Source organism: Phenylobacterium sp. (assembly GCF_025934275.1).
GTDB lineage: Bacteria > Pseudomonadota > Alphaproteobacteria > Caulobacterales > Caulobacteraceae > Phenylobacterium.
Map to the genome: position 1 here is coordinate 1 of NZ_JAICYI010000042.1, position 24,854 is coordinate 24,854.

The window sequence follows — 24,854 nt, forward strand, 5'->3', positions numbered from 1 at the left end:
CCCAGAACCTCCGTAAACTCGCCAAGCTGATCCCAGTCCCAGAGCTCCCGGCGCCCGCCTGAGCGGCGACGGCCACCGCGAGCCTCATCCGGCCGCGCTGACAACGCCGCTCAAAGCCGCCTTCTTCAACACAATCGACTCAATGGAGACGTTGGGAGAGTCCGCATTGGGACGACAGGTGCGACTCCTAGGGGAGTCGAGCACGCGGCATCGCGCGGCCGTGCCATTCCCAATATGCGGCAGCCGAGCCGGATTCGACATCGATTGGCAGATCGGATGCGGGCGGCGGCGGCGCGGAGGTGAGAGGCGACAATACGGCTGGTCGCGTGATTAGGCGGATGGACTGCCGCTAAGGCGGCACCTATTTTTTCTTCTTCCTCTTCGGTTTCGACTTGGGAGTCGGCTCAGCCCACAGCTTTCTTGCAAACATCCAGCTGGGATCTGCCCGCTCGCGGGGCGTGGGAATAGACCGCTTCTGCAGCGCGACTTCAAACTCCCGAACCGCGCCGCCGCTCACCAATTCTCCGAGCTGCATTTTGAACAGCTGTACGTCGCCGAAATAGTTCGGGTAAGCGCGCTTGAGGTTTTCCAGCTTTACGCCTTCGATCAGGACAACGTCCGATGTGTCCCCACCGGTGAGGTTGTCGATGATCTCGGCATCCTCGTAACTTCTCACCGCAAATCGCGATTGGAATTTAGGGGTTACTCTTACCTGCCTCGTCTCGCGCTCGTATTCGATCAAGTAATATTTCGGCGTTCCCGAGACCTCGACGGCGTCTAGTGACCAGAAAAATGCGGTGCTCATGTTCTCCAGCACCTGCACGGCGTCCAGATGACCCGCCTGCTCCTTCAGTTCCCGCACACGGATCGATCGATCCGACATGCCTTTCGCCGGGTCGCAGCCTTCTGCCTCCGCAAACTCGGCCGACATGAGCGCAAACAGCCGCAGCCATTCCGGACTGCCTTTCCCGGACTTCAACTCCTCACCGCAGAAGAGGCCGACGGCTTCGACCGCGGTCGCCCAAGAATGTTGGAGATCGGTGCGAATCTGGACCTCGACGCGCCGACCATTGAAGACCTGCTTGTCGCCTGATCCCCGGTACTCAAATTTGAGGTCGTGGGATCGGTAGCCGGTCGGGCGCGCCTCGTGGATGTAGTCGTTCTGATCCCAGAGGACATGCCGAGAACGGTCCCGGAGTGTGCTGACTAGCGCTGTCGCGTCCTGCATCGAGCCCATAATCGCGCGGCAACCGCCGAGGTCCTGGAAGGTCTCCAGGCCCAGTGGCCGCTTCCTCCCGCTCATGCGACGGAGCTTTCCCCGGATCGCATTCATGCGCTTCAGCCGGGCGGCGGTCAGGCCGTCTAGGCCCCGCAGTCGGATATGAGCCCGCAGCGTATGGTGCAGGCTGCGCATCGGGTGGGCGTGGGAGTCCCGCCATTGGTTGGCGATGCTGAAGGCCTCCCGGATTCGCTGCTCCGTTTCCGGCGCCCAGATCAGGTCGCCGCCGATGACCTGTCCGGCGTCGCGCACGGTCGCCAAGTCGTGCTCGAAGGGCGACAGCGCGTTCATGGGCGGCCTGATTCAATGTTCATGATGCGGATCATATCATGAACAGAATAGCGGCGCTGCAAGTGCCAAATTGACCCGGCGCAGGGGTGGACGCACCCTGTGTTGGTCTAGAAGGTCACATCATCCGGAAGCACGTCATCATCACGAACCGTCACGCCCTTGACCAATTCCGTCAGCTTTTCGAGTTCGGTGCCGGTGAACGGAGAAAGTTGCGAGGGATTGGCCGCCATCTCCTTTTCCAAGAACGCGAGGTAGGCCGACACGACCGGATCGTGCGCATCCCCGGCGTCGGCGTCCGTCGCGCCCTCATCGACCGTGACCAGTACCTTGCCGAGTCCGATGTGGTGGACAACCAGCTTCGCCCGCACCCGGAACTCCGGATGAGCCGTGAAAAACGACTTATCCAGACGCAGCGCGCCCGAATTGCCCGTCGTCGTGATTGCCCCGCCAAAACTCGCCGCGGCCCGCGTCATGGTCCTACCCTCTCGCAGTACGTAAGATAATACGTAACGGAAGGTTTCCCCATACCCGGACAAATCTGTCCACCCCCGCATGGTCCTTAGGGCGTGCTGCCCAACGGCGTGCTCCTCAGGGCCCGTCATTATTCATGGGACTTCTGCGTCCCGGGTTCATGGACATTCTTGTCCCAGCGGCGCGGACAAAAACGTCCTGGGGTTGCGGGTTCAGCACCCTAGGATTCGGCCCTGCGATGCCTCAGTATAGGGTCATGGAAACGACCGCACCAGAAGAGGCCGCCGAGTCGGCCAAGCCGGCCAAGCCGGAGTCCGAGAAGGTCCTTCGCAAGAAGTGGCGGACCAGTCTCGACGCCGGCTGGACCGTGATCCCATCGGCGCTGATCCGAGGCCTGCCAAAGCTGCACATCGGCGCAGGCGAGCTCGCCGTGCTGATCGTCCTAATCGACATCTGGTGGGCGCCCGATAATCTGCCGTGGCCGTCGAAGAAGCTGATGGCTGAACGCCTAGGGGTGTCGCAGAAGACGATCCAGCGAAGCCTCGCGGCGCTGCAACGTGAAGGACTGATCGTAAGCGAATGGCGGTACCGAGCCGGGGGCGGCCAGACATCTAACCAGTACGACCTGTCGCCGCTCGTCGCGAAGCTCGAAGAGATCGCGGCGACTATCAAGACGGCCGACGAGGAGGCGAAGAGGCTGAAGCGGGCAGCCACGCGGCCCGGGCTTAAAGCCAAGGCAGGCGTGGGCGGAGCTGCGCCATGAGCGCGCTCAAGGGCAAGAAGGACCGGCCCTTCGCGGTCCGCAACGGCTGGACCCTGCTGCGCCACCCGCAGTTCCGGGAGCCTTTTGACCGCCTTGTCGCGGAGGTGGCCAGGCTGAAGGCGGCCGATCCGGAAGGCTGGTCCGGTCACCCCAAGGCCAAGATGCTGAAGCGGATCAGCGACCTCATCTTGGATGAGATTCCGGCGAACCCGGACCACCCGAACTTCCGCCTCGGCAACACTATGGGCAAGCAGAACAGCCATTGGCGAAGGGCCAAGTTCCTCGGCCGCTTCCGGCTGTTCTATCGCTTCGACACCGCCGCCAAGATCATCATCTATGTGTGGGTGAACGATGAGAACACCCAGCGCAAGGCCGGTTCGAAGACCGATCCCTACGCGGTGTTCGAGAAGCGCCTGAGCCGCGGGGATCCGCCCGGAGACTGGGCGGAACTGCGCGCATCGGTGCCCGAAGATCCGGCTGCAGAGGAAATCGAGCCCGTGTGATCGCTTGGCCAAGTCGAATGTCAGCGAAGGATGGGTAACCTTGCGTTGGCGACTTGTGCATGGCGATCCGACCCCGGCGACCAAAGCTGCACCGGAGCGTTAGCGACTGCGTCGGAGACGGTTAGAGCACGCGCTGCAGGGGCTGGGCGCAAGGTCTGCTAGTTGGGCCGGAGCCAACGTCCGCTCCTGGCGCGAAGCCACCGCCAATTGTGCGCCAAGATTCCTTGACTCTCCGCATCCGGTGTGTTCTACTTTTGTTCGCATGGAGACGGACGCGGAGATGATGGCGCGGCATGGCCGGCTGCTGGCGGGGTTCGCCGAGCAGGCGGCCAGCCTGGCTGCGGACCTGCACGCCACCGCGCTCGCCGCCGCGACCCCGGAGGAGAAGCAGGCGACGAGCCTCGCCTTCCACCGCATGGGCCGGGCGCTGCGGATGACCGTCGCGCTGGAGGCCAAGCTCAGGCGCGACACCAGGGCCGATCAGCGCGCCGAGCAGGCCTGGGCCGCCGAGGCCGAGAGCGCGCGCCGCGGGCGCCGCAAGGCCGAGCTTCGGGCGCAGGTCGCGCGGATGGTGTTCTCCGAATACGAGCCGGGCGAGGACGAGGCCGCCGAGGTGCTGGAGCGGCTGGACGCCATGCTCGACGCCGAGGCCGAGATCGAGGGCTTCCTCGCCCAGGACCTGGCGGGCCAGCTCGCGCGCCTGTGCGCGGCGATCGGCTACCAGCCGCCCGCCTCGCCGCCGGCCGCAGATGCGCCGCCCCCCGCTCTGCAACCCGATCCCGGCCCGTCCCCGCGACCGGGCGGGGCGTTGCTCCCCGACCATCCGTTCCGCGGCTACGGCTGAGCGGCCTTTCCTTTCCCCGCGTCGCTTGGAATAAGCGTCCTCGATGGACGCCGAGACCTCGCTCCTGACCGCGCCGTTCCGCGACGCCCGCTATGCGCCGCGCGCGCTCGAGGTCGAGCACCGGCCGGGCGGCGAGCTGGTGCTGACCAACCCGCGGCCTTACGAGACCCGCTTCCAGACCATGACCGCGGCCCTGGCGCACTGGGCCGAGGCCGCGCCCGCGCGCCCCTGGCTCGCCGAGCGCGCCGGCGTGGGCTGGCGCACGATCGGTTACGCCGAGGGCTGCGAGCGCGTCCGCGCGCTGGCCGGCGGCCTCGCCGAAGCGGGGCTCATCTCCGAGCGCCCGCTCTTGATCCTCTCGGCCAACGCCATCGCCCATGCGCTGATCAAGTACGCGGCGATGAGCCAGGCCATGCCGGCCGCCCCGGTCTCGGCGCAGTATGGGCTCAAGGGCGCGAACCTCGCGCGCCTCACCCACGCCTGCGAGGTGCTGCGGCCCGCGGCCGTCTATGTGGAGGACGCCGCCCGCTTCGCCGACGGGCTCGCCTGCGAAGCGCTGGCCGGCCTGCCGGTGATCGCCGGCCGCAACCCCCGCCCCGGCGACATCCCCCTGGAGCGGCTGTTCCGCGCCCAGCCCGCCGAGCCCACCGCAAGCCCTGAGGACCACGCCAAGTACCTGCTCACTTCCGGCTCGACGGGGCTTCCGAAGGCGGTGATCTGCACCCACCGCACGGTGTCGCTGAACTCCGCCCAGATCGCCGCCTGCTTCGACGATCCCGAGCCGCCGGTGCTGGTCCATTCGGCGCCCTGGAGCCATAGCCTCGGCGGCAACTCCATCCTGCACTACACGACCCACCGCGGCGGCACGCTCTACATCGACGCCGGCCAGCCGGTCGCCGGCCGGTTCGGCGAGACGGTGCGGAACCTGACGGAGATCTCGCCCACCTACCAGAACATGGTGCCGGCCGGCTGGATGCTGTTCGCCGACGAGCTGGAGCGCGACGAAGCGCTCGCCCGCCGCTTCTTCGCCCGCGTGCGCCTGCTGCAGTACGGCGGCGCGGCGCTCGGCCAGACCGTCGCCGACCGCATCCAGGCGGCAGCGATCCGCACGGTCGGCGAGAAGATCAGCTTCGGCTCCGGCTATGGCGCGACCGAGACCGGCCCGACCGCCTGCAACGTCCACTGGCTGAACGACCGCATGGGCATGATCGGCCTGCCGGTCCCGGGCGCCTCGGTCCGCCTGGTCCCGGAGGCCGGCAAGCTCGACTTCCGGGTGAAGGGCCCGCAGGTCTCGCCGGGCTACCTCGGTCGCCCCGATCTCTCCGAGCGCGCCTTCGACGCGGAGGGCTTCTACGCGTTGGGCGACGCCGCCCGCTTCGTCGACCCGGCCGATCCGGCCAAGGGCATGATCTTCGACGGCCGGCTGTCGGAGAACTTCAAGCTGGCCAGCGGGACCTTCGTGGGCGTGGGTGAGCTGCGCATCCGCGCGATCGGCGCGATCGGGCCTCTGGTCACCGACGCGGTGGTCTGCGGCGAGGGCGAGGGGGGCGTGGGCCTGCTGCTCTACCCCAGCCCCGGCCGGCCGCGCGCCGAGGTCGAGGCCGCGGTCCGCGACGGGCTCGCCCGCTTCAACGCCGCAGCGCAGGGCGCCGGCTCGCGCATCGCACGCGCCCTGCTGCTGCCGGACGGCCCCGACGCCGCTCACGGCGAGATCACCGACAAGGGCTACATCGCCCAGGCGCTCGCGCGGCGGCTGCGCGCGCCGGCCGTGGCCCGCCTCTTCGCCGATCCCTGTCCACACGAGGTGATGGAGTTCCCGATCCCATGAACGGCGCCGACGCCCTGATCGCCACCTTCGTCGCCAACGAGGTGACCGCCTGCTTCGCCAACCCCGGCACTTCGGAGATGCAGTTCGTCTCCGCGCTCGACCGCAATCCGCAGATGCGGCCGGTGCTCTGCCTGTTCGAGGGCGTCGCCACCGGCGCGGCCGACGGCTACGGCCGCATGGCCGAACGGCCGGCCTGCACCCTGCTGCACCTCGGACCCGGCTACGGCAACGGGATCGCCAACCTGCACAACGCCCGGCGCGCCTTCACCCCGATCGTCAACGTGATCGGCGACCACGCCACCTACCACCGCCGGTACGACGCGCCGCTCAACTCGGACATCGCCACCCTGGTGAAGCCCAACTCGCTGTGGGCCAGGTCCGTGGAGAGCCCCGACGAGGTGGCCGGCATGGCCGCCGAGGCGGTGGCCGCGAGCCTGACGCCGCCCTGCGGGCCCGTCGCCCTGATCCTGCCGGCCGACTCGGCCTGGCTGGAGACCAGGAGCGCGCCGGTCATGGCCCAGAAGCCCGCGCGCCCCGCCCCCAAGGGCGACGCCGTCGAGTCCGCGGCCCGCGCCGTCAGGGCGGCGAAGAAGCCCGTCGTGCTGATCGGCGGCCAGGCCTGCCGCGCCGATGGCCTGAAAGAGGCGGCGCGCCTGCAGGCGGTCGGCGTCCAGGTGTTCGCCGACACCTTCGTCGCCCGCCAGCCGCGCGGCGCCGGCCACTACGCGCCGCGCCGGATGCAGTACTTCGGCGAGGCGGCGCTCGCCGAGCTCGAGGGCGTCGACCTGATGGTCTACGCCGGCGCCACCCAGCCGGTCGCCTTCTTCGCCTATCCGAACCGGCCGAGCGTGCTGGTGCCCGAGGGCTGCCGGACGCTTTCGCTCGCCGACCGCGCGGAGGATGCGGTCGCGGCCCTCGCCGCGCTCGCCGACGCGCTTGGCGCGCCGAAGCAAGGCCCTGCCCAGCCGCTGTCGAAGCCGGACGCCGCGCCCTCGGGACCCTTGAGCCCGCAGCTCGCCGGGATCTCCTTCGCCCGCCACCTGCCGGAAGGCGCCATCGTCTGCGACGACTCCGTCACCTCCGGCGGCGGGATCGCGGTGCCGGCGATGACCGCCGCGCCGCACGAGGTGCTGGCGCTGACCGGCGGGGCGATCGGGGCGGGCCTGCCGCTCGCGGTGGGCGCCGCCGTCGCCTGTCCTGACCGCAAGGTGGTGTCGCTGAACGGCGACGGGGCGGCGATGTACACGGTGCAGGCGCTCTGGACCATGGCGCGCGAGAACCTCGACGTCACCGCCGTGGTGTTCGCCAACAACACCTACCGCATCCTCAACATCGAGATGATGCGCACCGGCGCGGGCCAGGCCGGGCCGCAGGCCGCCAAGCTGCTCGAGCTCGGCGATCCGGCCATCGACTGGACCTCGCTCGCCAAGGGGCTCGGGCTCCCGGCCGTCCGCTGCGACACCGCCGAGTCGTTCGAGACCGCCTTCGCCGGCGCCATGGCGCAGCGCGGCCCGACGTTCATCGAGGCGGCGATCTAGCAGAAAGGCCCGCGGGCGAACCCGCGGGCCTCGGTCTTTGACAATCCGAAGCTTGGCTCAGCTCGTCTTGTTGCCGGGCAGCTGGCAGCCGCCGGTGAACCGGCAGCCCGTCGCCGCCACGGCCGCGACCGTCGGGGCCGTGTTGTACTCGATCATGTAGCCGGGCAGCCCGTCGGAGCAGGCCACCTCCACGAGGATGGTGCCCTTCTGGGTCTTGGCCGCCAGCCTGGCGTTGGAGACCGTGCAGGTCTTCTGGTTGAACTTGCGCAGATCCTCGGTGAGGCCCGCGTAGTTCGGCTTGCCGAGGCTGCACTTGTAGCCGGCGGCCAGCGCGCGGCCGCAGTCCAGCACCTGGCCCTTGCCGGTCGGCGGGAACAGGCCCACCGCGCTCTCGCCGTTGGCGCAGAGCAGCTCGACCGCCTCGTCGTTACCCTTCATCGGGAACTCGGCGTACTTGGTCACCTGGCAGCTGGAGCCGGAGTTCTTGGCGAGCTTGGTGTAGAGCGCCGCCTCGTCCGACTCCGCCCGACGGCTGTCGGTGAGCTGGCAGCCGCCCAGGATGTTGACCGCGTGCGCGCAGTCCCAGCTCTGGGCGAGCGCGCCCTTGGCGACCTTGTACACGTAGCCCTTGCCGTCCTGGCAGGAGGTCTCGTAGTAGTCCGCCCCGTCCTGAGCGGTGCCCACGAAGCGGCGGTCCTTCACGACGCAGTTGTTCTTCGCCGCCTGGACGTAGCGGTCGATGACGCCGAGCCGGGCCGTCCGGTCGGTGAGGGTGCACTTGATGTTGCCGCCGGCCTCGTCGAAGTTCAGGCAATTCTGCGCCTGGACGGGCTTGCTGGCGTCGAACGGCGCGGAGCCGATGACCACGTAGCCCGTGCCCTCCTGGCAGGCGACCTCGAAGTAGCTCTGGGTCTTGGTGTGGCCGATGCCGCGCGCCTGGGTCGGGGTGCACTGCGCCCCGGCCTTGGCGACCGCTGCGCCGACCACCGCCTTCGGGTCGCTGTTGCCCGGCAGGAGGCAAGGCAGCGGCGGCGGCTTGCTGGGATCAGGCGGCGTGTCCGCCTCGATGCAGCTGTAGGCCTCCGGCGCGCCGCCCATCGCGGCCTGCAGGACGTAGCCCATCTGCCCCGGCTGGCAGGCCACCTCGTAGAAGCTCATCGCGGGCTTGCCGGCCTTCTTGTCCTCGGCGGTCTTGCCGACGAAGCGGGCGTCGCTCACCTGGCAGTTCAGGCCCGCGGCCTGGACCAGCGCCGGCGCCTCGGCCATGCCCTGCTTGCGTTCGGCGGCGCTCACCTTCGGCGCGTCCTTGGGCGCCGAGATCACCGTCGCTGGCGCCAGCGCCGCGACGAGCAGGGCCGCGGCCAGCCCCAATACCTTTGGCCTCATAGTCGGAAGTTCTCCTGGGTGGAATCCTTTGCGGCGCACATAAGCCCCGCGATCAGCGCGGGGTCAAGTTGGGCCACAATATCGGCCGAACTTTGGCGCAGTTACAAGGGCTTAGGAACCGAAACAACGCAACTCTACCGTTTGATCGCGTTCACCCTGAACAAGCTCACGCTACGCAAGCCGGACGGTCACGCTCGCGCCAAAGTCATCGGGCTGCTAACGCGGCGTGATGATCCGCAAGACCGTCCCGATCGCCCTCGCACTCGCCGTGCTCGCGCCGGCCACACTCGCCAAACCCTCTGCGAAGCCGACCGCGAAGCCGCCGACCGCGCCGAAAGCCGCCGCGCTCCGGCCGCGCGTCGCCTCATCCGGGGGCTTCGACACCGGCGACCCCGCGAACCTGGTCAGCCTGCTCAGCGGCGCGGGCGCGAAGGCGCAGATCGCCAAGCGCGACTCCGACGCGGTGCTGGTCAGCGTGACCTCTCCGGCCGCCAACTTCTCGGCCCAGTTCGCCCAGTGCGACGCGGTCGGCAAGGGCTGCAAGGCGGTGCTGTTCGACACCCAGTCGCAAGGCTCGCCTTCGATGGCCCAGCTCAACGGCTACAACCAGGCCTCCGCCCTGTGCCGCGGCTACATGGACAAGGCCGGCAAGGCGCATGTGACCATGTCGCTCCTGCTTTATCCCGACGACACGCGCGCCCACGCGGTCACGGCGCTGGCGGCCTGGCAGGGCTGCATCGGCGACTTCACGAACTTCTCGAAGAACCCCGTCGCGTACCTCGCGGCAGCCCCCTGAGCTCAGGCAGGCTGCGGCGCGCGCACGCGGAAAGCCTGCGCCTTGTCGAGGGCGGCCTCGGCCTCGCTGAGGATCCGCCGCACGATCTCGCCGGCCGGGACCACGTCGTGGATGCCGCCGGCCGACTGGCCCATGGCGAACGCCGAGCTGTCCGCATCCAACCCCTCGACCTGGCCGCTGATGCCGCCCATGACGCCGGCGCGTGACGACAGCATCGCCTGCTGCGGGAACGGCTGGATGTCGGCCGGCCGGCGCTCCCAGTCCTCGACATAGGGGTTCTTCTTCACCCGCATCGGCTTGCCGGAGTAGCAGCGGGTCCTGACCGTATCCTCGTCGGACGCCTCGAGGATCACGTCACGGTACATCTGGCCGGCGTGGGCTTCCTGGCTGGCGATGAAGCGGGTGCCCATCCAGACGCCCACCGCGCCGAGGCAGAGCGCCGCCGCGAGCCCCCGCCCGTCGTAGAGGCCGCCGGCCGCGACCACCGGCACCTTCACCGTCTCCACCGCCTGGGCCACCAGCGGCATGGTGCCGACCAGACCGGTATGCCCGCCGCCCTCGCCGCCCTGGCAGATCACCGCATCGCAGCCGGCCTGCTCGGCCTTCACGGCGTGCTTCACCGCCCCGCAGACCACCATCACCTTCAGGCCGGCGGTCTTCAGCTTCTCCAGGATCGGCATGGGCACGCCCAACCCCGCCACGAACGACGAGGCGCCCTCCTCGATGATCACGTCGACGCTCGCGAGCAGGCTGTCGGGCGAGGCGGCCAGCAGGTCGACGCCGAACGGCTTGTCGGTGAGCTTGCGCACGGTGCGCATCTGCTCACGGATGAAGTCGGGGCCGCGGCCCGCCATGCCGAGCACCCCGTAGCCGCCGGCGTTCGAGACTGCGGCGGCGAGCTCCGCGTAGGACACGCCGCCCATGCCGGCCAGCATGATCGGATGCTTCACGCCCAGGAGATCGCAGAGCGGGGTGCGCAGGGACATCGGCCGTCCTCCGGTTTTCGCCAGGATGTCAAAGGCCCGCGTCCAAGGGAACCGTGACGCGAGGTCAGTCAGAAAATCGCGTAGCCGCCGTCGATCAGGAAGCTGTCGCCGGTGTGGAAACTCGACGCGTCGGAGGCCAGGTAGACGGCGATGCCGCCGAAGTCCTCGGGCTCGCCCCAGCGCCGGAACGGCACGCGACGGATCACCTGCTCGGTGAACTTCTCGTTGCCCTGCGCGCCCTGCGTCATGTCGGTGGCGATCCAGCCGGGCAGCACGGCGTTGGCCCGCACGCCGTATCGCGCATGCTCGACCGCGATCGCCCGGATCATCGAGATCACCGCGCCCTTGGTGGAGGCGTAGGCCTCGTTGCGCGCCGCGCCGTCGATCGCCGACAGCGAGGAGGTGACCACGAGCGAGCCGCCACGGTCGCCCTTCTCCGCTCGCTCCACCATGTGCTTGCAGGCCTCGCGGAAGGTGAAGAACACGCCGTCGAGGTTGACCGAGAGCACCCGGCGATAGGTGTCCGTCGAGAACTCCGCGAACGAACGCGCGCCGCCGCCGACGCCCGCGTTGGCGATCACCGTATCGACGCGGCCCAGCTTGGCGACCGCCTCGCGCATCCCATCGGCGACCTGCCGCTCGTCGGCGACATCGACCTTCTGCGCGAGCACGTTTCGCCCGTGGGCCTTCAGCTGCTCGGTCGCGGCGGCGTTCTTGGCCTCGTTGGTCCCCCAGATGGCCACGTCCGCGCCGGCCTGTGCGAGGGCCTCGGCCATGCCGAGCCCGATGCCTGAGTTGCCGCCGGTGACCAGCGCCACCTTCCCGGTCAGATCGAACGGCTTGTATGCCATGCCCTGAGGCTCCCTCGCGGAATTTCAAACGCTCGTTGGAAGGGCAAAGGGCCCGGATCGAAGCGGGCCGTCAAGCGCCAGCCGCCGCCTGACGCAGCTGCGCCACAGGCGGGGGCTGCGGCCGCGAGAAGGTGAGCTCCTCGTCCGAGGACAGGTCCTTCACCAGACGATAGCCCTCGGAATCGAAACCCCTGAGGTCGGCGGCGCGCTCGATGCGGTGATCGATCGCCCAGCGCGCCAGGAGGCCGCGCGCCTTCTTGGCGAAGAAGGAGATCATCCGCGCCTGGCCATCCTTCTCTTCCAGGAACCGACAGCTCACCACCGGCAGCTTCAGCGCCGCGCGGTCGACGGCGGCGAAATACTCGCTGCTCGCGCAGTTCACCAGCGTCCGGTCTTTGTGCCCGTGTGCGGCCTCGTTGAGCGCCTGGGAGATCCGGCCGCCCCAGAAGTCGTAAAGGCTATGGCCCCGGCGGGTCTTCAGGCGCGTGCCCATCTCCAGGCGATAGGGCTGGATGGCGTCGAGCGGGCGGAGCACGCCGTAGAAGCCCGAAAGGATGCGAACGTGGTCCTGCGCCCAGGCCAGCGCCTTGCGGTCCAGCTCGCGGGCTTTCAACCTCATGTAGACGTCGCCATTGAAGGCGAAGGCCGCCTGCAGGCCCTCTTCGGAGTCCGGATCGAAGGCCTGGAACCGCTCGCGGTTGAGCTTCGCCAGATTGTCCGACAGCCACATCAGCCGCTTAAGGTCGCGGGCGGTCAGCCGGCGCGTGGTCTTGGCGAGCTCGGCGGTCTGCTCCGCGAGCTCCGGCTGGGTGAGCGGGGCGGCGGCGGGCGGCGCGGTGAAGTCGAGCGCCTTGGCGGGCGAAAGGACAATCAGCATCGGCCGCAAGCTTTGTTCCAAGCCGCGTCCAAAGCCAAGCGCCTCACGCGCGGTTCTGCAGCTCCAGGGTCGCGCGGCGGCAGGCTTCCGGCTGCTCGAGCCACATCTGGTGCGTGGCGGTCTCGAAGACGATCCGGCGCGCATTCGGCAGCAGGCTCGCCAGCGTCTCGTCGATCACGGCCAGGAACGGATAGGACCTGCCGCCCGAGAGCAGCAGGGTGGGCGTGCGAATGGCTCGCACGGCCTCTGGCGCGACTTCCGGGAACAGCTCGCCCGCCGTCAGCATCACGTCCCACTCGTGGGCGTCCTTCAGGATCTCGGCGCGGGACTGCGGCGACATCTTGGTCCAGCGCTGTGGATCGCCCGCGCAGTAGTCGATGAACGCGGCCACGCCCGCCTCTCGTTCACCCTTCAGGAAGGCTGCGCGCATGGGCGCCACCATCCGCGTCTGAATGTCGGCCAGCATGGCCCTGCCGGAGGCCGCCAGCGGCGCGGGCGCGTGGGCGAGCAGGCTGACCGCCGGGGGCTCGGCAAGCACCATCGTGCGTATCAGCTCCGGCCGGCGAGTCGCCAGGATCAGCGCGGCCAGCGCGCCATAGGAATGCCCCACGACATGCGCCGGGCCGTCGCAGAGGAGCTCGATCATGCTCGCCAGGTCCAGCGCGTCGGCGACCGCCGAATAGCCCGCTCCGGCGGTGTTGCGGTTCGGCCAGTTGTAGCGGCGGCTGTAGGCGATGGCGCGGCGCGTCCCGGCGAAGGCCGGCAGCTGGTCGTCCCAGTAGCTGTAGTCGCTGAGCGACCCGTGCACGAAGATGACCGGCGGCCCCGCGCCGCGCTCGACGTAGGCCAGCCGCAGGCCGTCATCGAGCCGGGCGGTCTCGACCAGGACGATCTCGTCCTCGGCCCAGGCAACCGGCGCCAAGACCAGGGCCGCGCCGGCGCCTGCGAGCGCCCGCCGGGTCAGCGCGGCCATCTAGAACAACACCCGCGGGTTCATGATCCGCTTGGGATCGAGCGCCCTGCGGATGGCGCGCATCGCCTGCACCTCGACCGGGCTCTTGTAGCGCAAGGCCTCGGAAGTCTTCATCGCGCCCAGGCCATGCTCCGCCGAGATCGAGCCGCCGAGCTCGGCCACGATGTCGTGGACGATGCGGCTGCCCTCGTCCCGCCTGGCGGCGTGCTCCGCGTCCGACCCGCCGTCCGGCCGCAGCACGTCATAGTGGATGTTGCCGTCGCCCATGTGTCCGAAAGCGGCGATCCGCGCGCCGGGACTGAAGGCCTGCATCGCGGCCGTCGCGCGCTCCAGGAAGCGCGCCACCTGGCTCACCGGCACCGAGACGTCGTGCTTCCAGGTGGCGCCTTCGGGCTTCTGGGCCGGCGACTGGTTCTCGCGGATCGCCCACAGCGCCTTGGCCTGCGCCTCCGTCTGGGCGACCACCGCGTCCTCGATCAGACCCGCGTCCAGTCCGGCGGCCAGGAACCGCTCCATGGCCGCCTCCGCCGAGCCCGCCTCGCCGGAGGCGAACTCCGCAAGAACGTACCAGGGGTGCGGCTCTGCGAACGGATCGCGGGCGCCCGCGATGTTGCGCATCACGAACTCGAACCCCAGGCGGCCCATCAGCTCGAAAGCCTCGACCGCCCCGCCGGTCTCCGCCTTGGCGCGCGCCAGCAGCTCGATCGCGGCCGCAGGCGTCGGCACGCCGGCCAGGGCGGCGGCGCGCGAGGCCATCTCCGGAAACAGCTTCAGAGCCGCGGCCGTCACCACGCCCAATGTCCCTTCCGCTCCGATCAGGAGCTGCTTCAGGTCATAGCCGGTGTTGTCCTTCCTGAGGCGCTTGAGCCCGTTCCAGACCTCGCCGTTCGGCAGCACGGCCTCCAGCCCCAGCACCAGGTTGCGGGCCATGCCGTAGCGCAGCACCTGCGTGCCGCCGGCGTTCGTCGAGACGAAGCCGCCGACGGTCGCCGATCCTTCCGAGGCGAGTCCCAGCGGGAAGCGCCGCTTCGCCCCGGCCGCCGCCTCGTGCACCTCGGCCAGCGTGACGCCAGCCTCGGCGACCAGCACGTCGTCGAAGGCGTCGAGGTCGCGCAGGCGGTTCAGCCGCTCCGTGGAGAGCAGCACCTCGCCCTGCGGGATCTGGCCGCCGACCAGGCCGGTGTTGCCGCCCTGGGGGGTGATCGCCACCCCCGCTTCGAAGCAGACGCCGACCACCGCGGCCACATCCTCGGTGGTCCTGGGCAGGGCGAGGAGGGGCGTCGTCCCGCTCCAGCGGTCGCGCCACTCGATGAGCTTGGGCGCCAGCCGCTCCGGATCCTGGCTCCAGCCGCCTTCGCCCAGCACAGCCTTCAGGCGCGACAGCACGTCGGCGGGGACGGGGGCGGTCATGGCGCGAGCTTACCGCCTGCGGCTCAGCCAACAAAGCCTGCCGCCCGGCGCAGCCGGTCGTTGATCGCCTCGCCGAGGCCTGTCTGCGGGATGGCGGCGACGGCGATGCCCGAGGCCCCGGAGCGGTCGGCGGCGCGCAGGCAGCTGAACAGATTGGCGGCGGCTTCCCTCAGGTCGCGCGAGGTGCTGAGGCTCAACACCCTCTGGCCCGCAGGCGCCGGGCCGAAGGCGAGATAGGCTTCTCCGGGCTCGGGCTGCGCCGCATTCAGCCGCAGCGGGAGGTCGGGCGAATAGTGGCGCGCCAGCCGGCCCGGCGAGCGCCTGGCGTCCGCCTCGGCTTCTGCGAGCGGCCCCGTCGTCGCCTCGATCTCGGTCCGCGTGACCGCGCCTGGGCGCAACAGACGCGGGACATCGACGAGCCCGACGACTGTCGACTCCAGACCGATCTCGCAGGCCCCCCCGTCGAGCGCCTCGGCCGCGGCCGCGCCGGTCTCCTCGCAGGCGTCGGCGAACGTCGTGGGACTGGGCCGGCCCGACCGATTGGCGGACGGCGCGACCAGCGGGGCGCCGAACATCGCCAGCAGCCGGCGGGTCAAGGGATGGCTGGGCGCGCGGACCGCCACCGTGTCGAGTCCTGCGCGGGCGAGGTCGCAGACCGCGGCGGAATCGGCGACCGGCAGGACGAGCGTCAGCGGCCCGGGCCAGAAGCGCGCGGCCAGCGCCTCGGCGCGCGCATCGAAGCGCGCGAGACGGCGCGCCGCCGCCACGTCGGCGACGTGCGCGATGAGCGGATTGAACCTCGGCCGGCCCTTGGCCTCGTAGAGCGCCGCCACGGCCCGCGCATTCGCCGCATCGGCCGCCAGGCCGTAAACCGTCTCGGTCGGTACGATGACCAGCCCGCCGGCCCGAAGCGCGGCGACCGCGTGGACTAGCCGCGCTTCGCCGTCAGATGCACGCTCACCGTCACCTTCGCCGGGATCTGATCGGTCTGCTTCCACTCGCCCTGGCCTACGCCGAACGCGGTCCGGTCCAGGCTGGTTACACCGCTCGCCTCGGCCTTGTCGCCGGTGATGTGCAGACGAAACGGCAGGTCGACGGGCCGGCTCACGCCGCGCAGCGAAAGCCGGCCGTGCGCCACGTAACGATCGGCGCCGGACTTCGAGAAACGGCTCGCGGTGAAGGTCGCCTGCGGATGCGCCGTCGCGTCGAACCAGTCGTCGCTCGGCAACGAGGCGTCCCTCTGCTGGTCGCCGGTGTTCACCGAGCCCACGTCGATGGTGACGCTGAGCCGCGAGCGGTCGAGCGCGTCCGGGCTGAACAGGATGTCGGCCTTCCACTTGTCGAACCGGCCGCTGAGCGGCTGGCCGCTCCAGGCGGTCTGGAATCCGAGCGTCGAGCCCGGCTGGACGATCCAACGCGCCGGAGCGGCGGCCGGAGCTGGAGCGGCGGCCCGACCTGGCGGCCCGGGCGCAGCGGCGGCCAGGGGCGCGGCCGCTTGCGTTGCGGCGTCCGCCTGCGGACGGACGGCCCTTTTCTGAGCGACGGGGGCCGGCGTGGCGGCCATGCCAGGCCGCGGCGGCGTGACCAGCCAGCCGAAGGCGATCACGCCGAAGAAGGCGGCCGCGATGGCGATCAGCCGGAGTTCGAACCAGCGCCCGGTGATCGCGCCCGGCGCCATGCGCGCGAGCACCGGCTCGTCGCGGCTGAACAGCTGATGCTTGAGGGCGCCGGCGACATGCAGAGCGAGCAGCACGTAGATGAACTTGGACAGCACGACGTGGCTGGTCTCGCCGGCGTCGCGCCACATCCGCTTCGCGCCCGGCGCAAGGTCCGACAGGCCCGGAAAGCTCGGCCACGGAATCGCGCCGTAGAGCAGCGTCGGGACTGCGATCCGGCTCGCCGAGACCATGACCCAGCCGGTCAGCGGCATGCCGATCATGATCACGTAGAAGCCCACGTGCACCACGCGCGCGAGCTCTCGCTCCCAGCGGGCCATGGTCTGCGGCATCGGCGGCGGCCGGTTCATCAGCCGCCAGGCGATGCGGACGAGGCTGAGGAGCAGAATGGTGATCCCGACCGACTTGTGCAGCTGGGTCACCGCGAAGCTGGTCGGCGTCGGCGGCCCGCCCATCCGGTAGGAGAGCGTCACCTGCAGCACGATGCCGGCCGCGATCAGCCAGTGCAGCAGGACGGCGACGGCCGAGTAGCGGCCGCTCGCGGCGGCGGCCGGTTCGCGAGCGACTGCGGTGGTCATGGGGGACTACTTCTTCGCAAACTCGACCTCGAAGCTGAGATCGACGTCGTCGCCGGCGAACTGGCGCACCGCGCGCTCATCGAACTCGGTGCGGTTGATTTGCGTCGTCCCCGAGAAGCCCACGCGGGTGCCTGCGCCGAGCAGGCCGGGGCCCACGCCATTGAACCTCACCTTGAGCGCCACCGGCTTGGTGACGCCGTGGAAGGTCAGATCGCCGTTCACCACCCCTTCGCCGTTCTCCCCGCCGGTGATCCCCGTCGAAACGAAGGTGATCGTCGGATACTTGCCGACGTCGAAATAGCCGGCGATCTGCTTGTTGAAGCCGGGCGAGCCGGTGTCCACCGAGGCAGGATCGACCCTGAAGCTGAGCTTTGTCGCGCGCCAGTTGGCGGGATCGTAGGTGAACGAGCCGTCCAGCCTGTCGAAGCGCATGGTCAGCCACGAGAAGCCGCCCAGGTGGGCGATCTTGGCGATCAGGCTGGCGTGCGGCTTGTCCAGCACATAGGCGCCGGCCGGGACCTTCGCCGGGTCGCGGCTCACCGGTTTGGCGGCGGCGGCGCCCACCAGGGTCAGGCTGAGCGTCACGACAGCAGCCGCGGTTCGTATCATGGCGGGTCCTTCCGCTCTGCCCATCAGATGGTGGCCAATGAGCTTGGTTCCCAAGCTTGGCTTAAAGACGGCGCCCCGATGTCGCTTATTCCCTGACCCCGCGGCCTCGGACTAGAAGGGCGGCCGTCCTATCACGGGAGCCCGACCAGATGTCCTTCCGCGCGCCGGTCCGCGACCTCGCTTTCGCGCTGCAGACGGTCGGCCACCCCGCCCTGCTCGCCCGCGTCTTCCCGGACCTCGACGCCGACACCGTCAGGGCGGTGCTGCAGGCCGCCGGCGGGTTCGTCGAGGCTGAGCTCGCCCCGCTCAATCGCCGTGGCGACATCGAAGGCGCTCGCTATGAGAACGGCCGAGTGACGGCCGCGCCGGGCTTCGCCGAAGCCTACAGGGCCTTCGCCGCGGGCGGCTGGAACTCCCTGTCGGCCGACCCGGGGTTCGGCGGCCAGGGCCTCCCCAAGGCGCTGGAGCTCGCCGTATTCGAGATGGTGCACGCCGCGAACATGGCCTTCGGCCTCTGCCCGATGCTGACCCAGGCCGCCATCGAGGCGCTCAGCCAGCACGGCACGGAGCGTCAGAAGCGGCTCGTCCTACCGAGGCTGGTCTCGGGCGAGTGGACGGGTACCATGAATCTCACCGAGCCGCAGGCGGGATCGGATCTCGCGGCGCTCACCACCCGCGCCGAGCCCGACGGCGCCGGCGGCTTCCGCCTCACCGGCCAGAAGATCTTCATCACCTGGGGCGACCACGACGTCGCCGACAACATCTGCCACCTGGTGCTCGCCCGTACGCCGGATGCGCCACCGGGCGTCAAGGGGATCAGCCTGTTCCTCGCCAGCAAGCGTCTGGTCAACGAGGACGGCTCGCTGGGCGGCCCGAACGACCTGCGCCCGGCCTCCATCGAGCACAAGCTCGGCATCCACGGCTCGCCCACCTGCGTCATGCTCTACGAAGGGGCGCGCGCCGAACTGGTCGGCGAGCTCGGCCAGGGCCTGCCGCACATGTTCGTCATGATGAACGCCGCGCGCCTGCAGGTGGGGGTGCAGGGCGTGGCGATCGCCGAGCGCGCATTCCAGCAGGCGCTGGCCTTCGCCCAGGAACGCCGCCAGGGCCGCGCGGTGTGGTCCGGCGACTATCCCGCCCCGATCTACGCCCACCCGGACGTGCGCCGCACGCTGATGCTGATGAAGGCCAAGATCGAGGCGGCGCGGGCGATCTGCCTGACCACCGGCGTGCTCGCCGACCTCGCACGGCTGGCGGAGACGCAGGAGGAGCGCGCGGCCGCCGGCGCGCGCCAGGAGCTGCTCACGCCCATCGCCAAGGCCTGGTCGACGGACGTCGGCGTCGAGGTCGCCTCGCTGGGCGTCCAGGTGCACGGCGGCATGGGCTTTATCGAGGAGACCGGCGCGGCCCAGCACTATCGCGACGCCCGCATCGCGCCGATCTACGAGGGCGCCAACGGCATCCAGGCCAACGACCTGGTTGGCCGCAAGGCGCCGATGGCCGACGGCGCGGTGGTCCGCGAGCTCTGCGCCGAGATGCTGCTCACCGCCCAGACGCTCACCGACACGGAGGAGCTCGCCAAGCTCGGCCGGCGGCTCGCCCAGGGCGCGGCGGCGCTGGAGCACGCCACCGACTGGCTGTTGGCCCATCGGGGCCCGGACGCGCTCGCCGCCGCCACGCCGTACTTGAAGCTCGCCGGCGACGTGATCGGCGGCTGGATGCTCGGCCGCCAGGCGCTCGCCGCCGCCGGATCGCCGGACCCCTGGCTCAAGGGCAAGGCCGCGCTTGCCCGCCTTTACGCCAGCCAGGTGCTGGCCCAGGCGCCGGCGCTGGCCGACGGGCTCATGGACGGGGCGGAGGACCTGGAGGCGACAGCGGCCGAGGCGCTGACCGGCTGAGGCCTTGGCTCAGGCCGCGGCCAGTTCCGGCAGGTCGTGCAGCGCAGGATCGAGTCCGGCGCCCATCAGGTCGATGAAGTTGTCGCGGTAGAAGCGGCGCTTCGCCGGCTCCGGCAGCCCCTGCAGGCTGTCGCCGAACCGTTTCAGGGGATTGCGGCCGCCCTCGACGTGCGGGAAATCGGAGGAGAACAGGCACATCTCATCGCCCGAGTTCTCGATGATCCAGCGGGCGTCCTCGTGAGGATACGGCGTGACCCTGAGCTGCCGGCGCAGGATTTCCGAGGGCCGGCTGGAGAGCTTCTGCAGCCGCTCCTCCTTGCCGAACGCCGCAGCGCCGGAATCCATGAACTTCATCAGGCTGGGCAGCCACGAGGCGCCGAGCTCGATCGCGCCGAACTTCAGCCTCGGGAAGCGATCGAACACCCCGTCGATCACCAGCGCTGAAAGCGTCTGCCAGACCGACAGCGGGATCGCCATGAAGGTGAGCGAGGTGAAGTTCTCCGCCCCGCCGTGGAAGTCGCGCACGAAAGGCAGGCCGTTCTCCAGGTAATCCTTGTCCATCTTCTTCTCGCCGCCGACGTGGAACAGGATCGGCAGGCCCGCCTCCTGCATCAGCGCCCAGAGCGGATCGAGCTCGATGTGGCTCGGCGAGAAACCCGGCGGATGACGCGAGGGAATGATCACGCCCTTGCAGCCGAGCTCGATCGCCTCGCGGGCGATCTCCGGCGCACGCTGACGGTCGATCAGCGGCGCATAGCCGGTCGCCAGCAGGCGGCGGTCCACCGAACAGAAGTCGGCCATCATGCGGTTGTGGGCGCGCGCCGCCTCGACGGCGAGGTCGACGTCGCCGGCCTCCTCCAGCCCGTAGTTGCCGAGCGCGGCGGTGGTGAACACCAGCTGGCTCGCGAAGCCCAGCAGGTCGAGCGTGCGCGGCCGGTCGTCTTTGCGGAAGGCGCCCAGCGCCTGGTAGTTCTTGCGCAGGAGCAGGTTCGCCTCGTCGCCGGCCCGGAATTCGGGATCGTCATGCTGCGCCCGAGCCTGGGCGACCCAATCGCCGATGGCGTTTTTCTTGGCGGTCTTCTCGGCGAACACGGCGCGGACCTTGGGATCGACGTACTCGGTGATCGTCCCCGGCAGCTCCATCACGTGGGAGTCGGCGTCGTGGATGGTTTGGCCCTCGGCGTACGGCATGCCACATCCTTCCTATGTCGGCCGACATTTCACGCCCCCGTCCGGAGAGCCGTCAAGCGGCGCTCTTCGCCCTGCCGCCGGTCGAGGCGGCCCGGGCGCTGATCGGCTGGACGCTCACGTCGGACGGCGTCGGCGGCGTGGTGGTCGAGACCGAGGCCTACCACCGCGCCGATCCGGCCTCGCACAGCTTCCCCGGGCCGACGCCTCGCAACGCGGTGATGTTCGGCCCCCCGGGCCGCGCCTACGTCTACCGCTCGTATGGGATCCACTGGTGCCTGAACCTGGTCTGCGGGCCTGAACCCGGCAGCGCGGTGCTGATCCGGGCGCTGGAGCCGACCCAGGGGATCGAGCTCATGCGCGCCCGCCGTGGCCTGGGGGACGTGCGCCGACTCTGCTCGGGGCCGGGCAAGCTTTGTCAGGCGCTCGCGATCAGCCGCGCGCACGACGGGCTGGCCATGGATGAGCCGCCGTTCGGCTTGGTGGCCCCTGCCGACGCGCCGGCCGTGGTCGCCGGCCTGCGCATCGGCATCACCCGCGCGGCCGAGCTTCCGTGGCGCTTCGGGCTGAAGGGCTCGAGTTTCCTGAGCCGCCCGTTCGCAACCTGATCGGAAGCTACAGCTGTTCGAGCATGTATTCCGCCGAGGAGACGCGGAACTCGCCGCCCTGCTCGATGTTCAGCTCCTTCACCACTCCGTCGTCGACGATCATGGAGTAGCGCTGCGAGCGCTTGCCCATGCCGAAGCGCGAGGCGTCGAGCTCCAACCCGACGGCGCGGGTGAAGTCGCCGCCGCCGTCGGCCAGCATGACGATGTCCTCGCCGATCGCCTGATCCTCGGCCCACGCGCGCATCACGAAGGCGTCGTTCACGGCGACGCAGGCGATCACGTCGACGCCTTTGCTGCGGATCTCGGAGGCCTTCTGCTTGAAGCCCGGCAGGTGCTTGGCCGAACAGGTGGGCGTAAACGCGCCTGGCACCGCGAACAGCGCCACCCGCTTGCCCTTGAAGAACTCTTCGGTCGAAACCGGCTTCGGCCCTTCGGCGGTCGCCTGGGTGAGGGTGACGTTCGGCAGCTTGTCGCCGACTTTGATGGTCATGGGCGTGCCTCCTGGAATGCTTGAGCCAGCCACATAAGCCCTCTTGGCCGCGCCGCAACCGCGCAGGCGTCTTCGGGCCCTTGAAAGCGCCATCATCCCCGCCAAATTGGGAGCCGATGCAAGGCTTCTTCGCCGGCCAGCTGCTCATCGCCATGCCGGGAATCTCCGACCCGCGGTTCGAGCGCGCCCTGATCCTGATCTGCGCCCATGACGCGCAGCACGCCATGGGCGTGGCGGTGAACCGGCCGGTCGAGGGCCTGACGCTGCCCGACATCCTGGCGCGCCTCGACATCAAGTCGAACATCACAGTGCCGGCCGACCTGGTGCTGATGGGCGGCCCGGTCGAGCGGGAACGCGGCTTCGTGGTGCACACCGACGACTATCGGTCCGAGCACACCGTCGAGGTCGGCGCGGGGCTGGCGCTCACCGCCACGCGCGACGTCCTGGAAGCGATGGCCAGCCACAACCGCCATCCGCGCCGCTCGATCCTGGCGCTTGGATATGCGGGGTGGAGCGCCGGCCAGCTCGAGAAGGAGATCAAGGAGAACGTCTGGCTCACCTGCGACTCGGATGACGCCCTGGTCTTCGGCCCGGACTACGATCACAAGTGGGCCCACGCGCTGGCCAAGATCGGGGTCGACCCCGATCGGCTCTCGAGCTACGCCGGCCGGGCCTAGCCCCGCGAGCCGCTCGCCTTCACCGGCGCAGCCCCATCCACATAGCTCTCGTTGAGATAGACCTCGGCCTCCTGCGCCGAGAGCGCCGGCGCATAGCCGAAGCCCTGGCCGTAGTCGCAGCCCAGCGCGAGCAGCTGGCGGGCCATGCCGGCGTTCTCGACGCCTTCAGCCACCACCTCCAGCGACAGGTCCCGGCCCAGCTTCACCACCGAGGAGACGATCTTCGCCGAGCCCTCGTCCGTGGCCATGGTGCGCACGAAGTAGCGATCGACCTTCAGCGTGTCGAACGGCAGGCGCGTCAGGTATGACAGCGACGAGAATCCGGTGCCGAAGTCGTCGAGGGCCAGGGCGACCCCGGCCTTGCGGAGCTCCGCCAGCACCACCGCGGCCCGGTCCGGGTCACGCATCACGTCGCTCTCGGTGACCTCGAGCTTGAGCGCCCCGGGGGGGAGGCCCGTCTCTTCGCGGATGGCGGCGACATCCTCCAGCAGGTGCGGACGGTCGATCTCGCCCGTGGAGAGGTTCACCGCCACGGTCATCTCGCCCGCGGCGCGGTGGCGGGCGCGCCATTCGGCGAGCTGGCGGGCCGCCGCGCGCATCATCATCGCGCCCAGCTCGCGCATCAGCCCCATCTCCTCGATCAGCGGCAGGAACTGCTCGGGCGTGAGCAGGCCGCGTCGCGGATGGCGCCAGCGCACCAGCGCCTCGAAGCCGGAGAGCGCCCCCGTCGAGAGCCTGACGATCGGCTGGTAGAACGGCACCAGCTCGCCGCGGCCGAGCGCGCCGCGCAGATCGCCCTCCAGCGCCAGCCGCGACAGCCCGTCGGTCTCCAGCGTCCGGCCGTAGGCGGCCGCGTGGCCGCGCCCATGGCTCTTTGCGCTCTCCACCGCCAGCTCCGCGCGCCGCAGGAGCTCGGCGGCTTCGGCGGCGTCCTCTCCGCCTTCTGCCTCCACCGCCCCGATCGAGAGCGTCGGATGGATGTCGAAGCCCGCCACCCGCAACGGCTGCTCCAGGGCCCGGCGCAGCGCGTCCGGACCTGGCGACAGGGCGGCGGGCGCCAGCGCGGCGAACTCGTCCTCGCCGATCCGCGCCAGGAGGGCGTCCGCCGGGAACGCGGCCGCCAGGCGCGAGCCCAGCGCCGCCAGCACCAGGTCGGCGCGCTCGTGTCCCAGCGCCTCGTTCAACCGCCGCAACCGGTCGAGGTCGGCGACGATCAGCTCGTGGCGGCCATCCTGCTGCAGCCGTTCGCGGGCGTGGGCGATGAAGCTGCGCCGGTCCATCAGGCCGGTCAGCGGGTCGGTCTCGGTCGCCGCGAACTTGGCCTCCAGGGCCACCACGCCGGCCGCCCGGCAGCCCTCCTCCAGCCACAGTCCGCGCCAGAGGCATGCGCCGCCGCCCCGCAGGCGAAGCCGCACGGCGACCTCCGAACCGGGTTCGCGCACCCGCAGGATGTCGTCGGCGTTGGCGCGGTCCTGCGGCAAGGCGAGCGCCCGCAGCGCGGCGGAGGAGCAGTCCGGCGACAGCGGGCCGAGCCCCAGCGCCCGCGAGGCGCCGGTGAGCTTCAGCCGGTCCTTCTCCGGCTCCCAGATCCAGAGCGCGATGTCGGCCGCGCCCAGCGCCTCCAGCGCGGTCGTCGCGTCCCAGAACCAGCGCTCGTTCGGTGTGACCAAGAGTACGCCCAGCTTGGCGGGCGCCCGGTCAGACCGACACCCCTTCGTCCGGCCGCTCGACGCCGCGCAGGGGCGACACCTGGCCGAACAGCACATGGTCTCGCCAAACGCCGTTAATTTTCAGATAAGACTTGGCGTAGCCCTCCTCGGCGTAGCCGGCCTTCAGCAGCAGGTCGCGCGACGGCTGGTTCTCCGGGATGCAGGCGGCCTCGAGCCGGTGCAGGCCGAGCGCGCGGAAGGCGAAATCGCTTAGCGCGCGGACCGCGGCGAGCGTCAGCCCCTGCCGCGCATAACGCTCGCCGCACCAGTAGCCGACCGTTCCCATCTGGGCGACGCCGCGGCGCACGTTCGAGAGCGTGATGCCGCCGCTCAGCGCCTCGTCCGCCGCCCGGTGCACGAAGAAGGCGTAGGCCGCGCCAAGCTCCCGGTCGCGGGCGTAGGCGGCGAGCCGCCGGCGGAACGCCGCGCGGCTCAGGTCGTCGGCCGGCCAGGTCGGCTCCCAGGGCTGCAGGAAGGCCCGCGAGGCGGCGCGCAGGTCGCGCCAGTCCTGGTAGTCGGCGGCCCGCGGCGGGCGCAGCACCACGCCTTCGCCTTCCACCCTGAGCCCGCTCTCCGGGGCGATCCAGTCCAAGAGCGCCATTGTCCGCAGGGTCGCCGAATCCGC

24 protein-coding genes are annotated in these 24,854 nt (G+C 70.2%); 9 read left to right on the top strand and 15 right to left on the bottom strand.

What is annotated here, in order from left to right:
* Positions 1 to 361: 361 nt before the first annotated feature.
* Both Q0W60_RS11620 and Q0W60_RS11625 read right to left on the bottom strand, forming a co-directional pair.
* Positions 362 to 1,570: a RelA/SpoT domain-containing protein gene (locus tag Q0W60_RS11620; protein WP_297695728.1), complete on the bottom strand. Its 1,209-nt coding sequence runs from the start codon at positions 1,568 to 1,570 to the stop codon at positions 362 to 364.
* 107 nt (positions 1,571 to 1,677) lie between these two features.
* Positions 1,678 to 2,043 (bottom strand): type II toxin-antitoxin system PrlF family antitoxin, encoded by a 366-nt coding sequence (locus Q0W60_RS11625; protein WP_297695730.1) that lies wholly within the window; start codon positions 2,041 to 2,043, stop codon positions 1,678 to 1,680.
* Positions 2,044 to 2,297: 254 nt separating this feature from the next.
* Here Q0W60_RS11625 and Q0W60_RS11630 point away from each other — a divergent pair, with 254 nt between their 5' ends.
* The 5 genes from Q0W60_RS11630 (at position 2,298) to Q0W60_RS11650 (ending at position 7,517) form a co-directional block, all read left to right on the top strand.
* Positions 2,298 to 2,804 (top strand): helix-turn-helix domain-containing protein, encoded by a 507-nt coding sequence (locus Q0W60_RS11630; RefSeq protein WP_297695732.1) that lies wholly within the window; start codon positions 2,298 to 2,300, stop codon positions 2,802 to 2,804.
* Positions 2,801 to 3,307, top strand: coding sequence for a type II toxin-antitoxin system YhaV family toxin (locus tag Q0W60_RS11635; RefSeq protein WP_297695735.1), 507 nt, complete (start codon positions 2,801 to 2,803; stop codon positions 3,305 to 3,307). Before Q0W60_RS11630 ends, Q0W60_RS11635 begins: the two co-directional genes overlap by 4 nt.
* A gap of 262 nt (positions 3,308 to 3,569) precedes the next feature.
* The gene (locus Q0W60_RS11640) at positions 3,570 to 4,151 is read left to right on the top strand and encodes a hypothetical protein (protein WP_297695737.1); all 582 of its coding nucleotides are present in this window, start codon (positions 3,570 to 3,572) and stop codon (positions 4,149 to 4,151) included.
* 43 nt (positions 4,152 to 4,194) lie between these two features.
* The gene (locus Q0W60_RS11645; RefSeq protein WP_297695739.1) at positions 4,195 to 5,979 is read left to right on the top strand and encodes an AMP-binding protein; all 1,785 of its coding nucleotides are present in this window, start codon (positions 4,195 to 4,197) and stop codon (positions 5,977 to 5,979) included.
* On the top strand, positions 5,976 to 7,517 hold the full coding sequence (locus Q0W60_RS11650) for an acetolactate synthase large subunit (protein WP_297695741.1): 1,542 nt from the start codon (positions 5,976 to 5,978) through the stop codon (positions 7,515 to 7,517). The genes Q0W60_RS11645 and Q0W60_RS11650 overlap by 4 nt, the downstream gene beginning before the upstream one ends.
* Before the next feature lie 57 nt (positions 7,518 to 7,574).
* Here the strand turns inward: Q0W60_RS11650 and Q0W60_RS11655 are convergent, their stop codons facing one another.
* A complete protein-coding gene (locus tag Q0W60_RS11655) occupies positions 7,575 to 8,903 on the bottom strand; it encodes a hypothetical protein (protein ID WP_297695743.1) in 1,329 nt (442 codons plus the stop codon).
* A 229-nt stretch (positions 8,904 to 9,132) separates the two neighbouring features.
* On the opposite strand from Q0W60_RS11655, the gene Q0W60_RS11660 reads away from it, so the two are divergent.
* A complete protein-coding gene (locus Q0W60_RS11660) occupies positions 9,133 to 9,699 on the top strand; it encodes a hypothetical protein (protein ID WP_297695745.1) in 567 nt (188 codons plus the stop codon).
* Between the two features lie 2 nt (positions 9,700 to 9,701).
* Here the strand turns inward: Q0W60_RS11660 and Q0W60_RS11665 are convergent, their stop codons facing one another.
* The 8 genes from Q0W60_RS11665 to Q0W60_RS11700 form a co-directional block, all read right to left on the bottom strand.
* Positions 9,702 to 10,685, bottom strand: a complete 984-nt coding sequence (locus tag Q0W60_RS11665; protein WP_297695747.1) for a nitronate monooxygenase family protein — start codon at positions 10,683 to 10,685, stop codon at positions 9,702 to 9,704.
* A gap of 68 nt (positions 10,686 to 10,753) precedes the next feature.
* Positions 10,754 to 11,536, bottom strand: a complete 783-nt coding sequence (locus tag Q0W60_RS11670) for an SDR family oxidoreductase (RefSeq protein WP_297695748.1) — start codon at positions 11,534 to 11,536, stop codon at positions 10,754 to 10,756.
* A gap of 70 nt (positions 11,537 to 11,606) precedes the next feature.
* A complete protein-coding gene (yaaA, locus tag Q0W60_RS11675) occupies positions 11,607 to 12,413 on the bottom strand; it encodes a peroxide stress protein YaaA (protein WP_297695750.1) in 807 nt (268 codons plus the stop codon).
* A 43-nt stretch (positions 12,414 to 12,456) separates the two neighbouring features.
* Positions 12,457 to 13,386 (bottom strand): alpha/beta hydrolase, encoded by a 930-nt coding sequence (locus tag Q0W60_RS11680; RefSeq protein WP_297695752.1) that lies wholly within the window; start codon positions 13,384 to 13,386, stop codon positions 12,457 to 12,459.
* A complete protein-coding gene (locus Q0W60_RS11685) occupies positions 13,387 to 14,796 on the bottom strand; it encodes an FAD-binding oxidoreductase (protein ID WP_297695754.1) in 1,410 nt (469 codons plus the stop codon).
* 23 nt (positions 14,797 to 14,819) lie between these two features.
* Positions 14,820 to 15,794, bottom strand: coding sequence for an L-threonylcarbamoyladenylate synthase (locus Q0W60_RS11690; RefSeq protein ID WP_297695756.1), 975 nt, complete (start codon positions 15,792 to 15,794; stop codon positions 14,820 to 14,822).
* Positions 15,725 to 17,050, bottom strand: a complete 1,326-nt coding sequence (locus tag Q0W60_RS11695) for a YceI family protein (protein ID WP_297695758.1) — start codon at positions 17,048 to 17,050, stop codon at positions 15,725 to 15,727. Before Q0W60_RS11695 ends, Q0W60_RS11690 begins: the two co-directional genes overlap by 70 nt.
* 6 nt (positions 17,051 to 17,056) lie before the next feature.
* Complete coding sequence (locus Q0W60_RS11700; RefSeq protein ID WP_297695761.1) at positions 17,057 to 17,659, bottom strand: YceI family protein; 603 nt, start codon at positions 17,657 to 17,659, stop codon at positions 17,057 to 17,059.
* Between the two features lie 149 nt (positions 17,660 to 17,808).
* Here Q0W60_RS11700 and Q0W60_RS11705 point away from each other — a divergent pair, with 149 nt between their 5' ends.
* Positions 17,809 to 19,557, top strand: a complete 1,749-nt coding sequence (locus Q0W60_RS11705) for an acyl-CoA dehydrogenase family protein (RefSeq protein WP_297695763.1) — start codon at positions 17,809 to 17,811, stop codon at positions 19,555 to 19,557.
* 9 nt (positions 19,558 to 19,566) lie between these two features.
* Here Q0W60_RS11705 and Q0W60_RS11710 read toward each other — a convergent pair whose 3' ends face one another.
* Entirely contained in the window at positions 19,567 to 20,748 is a 1,182-nt protein-coding gene (locus Q0W60_RS11710) for an amidohydrolase family protein (RefSeq protein ID WP_297695765.1), read from the bottom strand.
* Positions 20,749 to 20,762: 14 nt separating this feature from the next.
* Between Q0W60_RS11710 and Q0W60_RS11715 the strand changes: the two genes are divergently transcribed.
* On the top strand, positions 20,763 to 21,353 hold the full coding sequence (locus tag Q0W60_RS11715; RefSeq protein WP_297695767.1) for a DNA-3-methyladenine glycosylase: 591 nt from the start codon (positions 20,763 to 20,765) through the stop codon (positions 21,351 to 21,353).
* A gap of 7 nt (positions 21,354 to 21,360) precedes the next feature.
* Here the strand turns inward: Q0W60_RS11715 and Q0W60_RS11720 are convergent, their stop codons facing one another.
* Positions 21,361 to 21,843, bottom strand: coding sequence for a peroxiredoxin (locus Q0W60_RS11720; RefSeq protein WP_297695769.1), 483 nt, complete (start codon positions 21,841 to 21,843; stop codon positions 21,361 to 21,363).
* Between the two features lie 116 nt (positions 21,844 to 21,959).
* Here Q0W60_RS11720 and Q0W60_RS11725 point away from each other — a divergent pair, with 116 nt between their 5' ends.
* A complete protein-coding gene (locus Q0W60_RS11725; protein WP_297695771.1) occupies positions 21,960 to 22,520 on the top strand; it encodes a YqgE/AlgH family protein in 561 nt (186 codons plus the stop codon).
* On the opposite strand, the gene Q0W60_RS11730 is transcribed toward Q0W60_RS11725, so the two are convergent.
* The gene (locus tag Q0W60_RS11730) at positions 22,517 to 24,190 is read right to left on the bottom strand and encodes a bifunctional diguanylate cyclase/phosphodiesterase (RefSeq protein WP_297695773.1); all 1,674 of its coding nucleotides are present in this window, start codon (positions 24,188 to 24,190) and stop codon (positions 22,517 to 22,519) included. The two genes, Q0W60_RS11725 and Q0W60_RS11730, sit on opposite strands and share 4 nt — an antisense overlap.
* Before the next feature lie 28 nt (positions 24,191 to 24,218).
* On the bottom strand, positions 24,219 to 24,830 hold the full coding sequence (locus tag Q0W60_RS11735; RefSeq protein WP_297695775.1) for a GNAT family protein: 612 nt from the start codon (positions 24,828 to 24,830) through the stop codon (positions 24,219 to 24,221).
* Between the last annotated feature and the right edge of the window lie 24 nt (positions 24,831 to 24,854).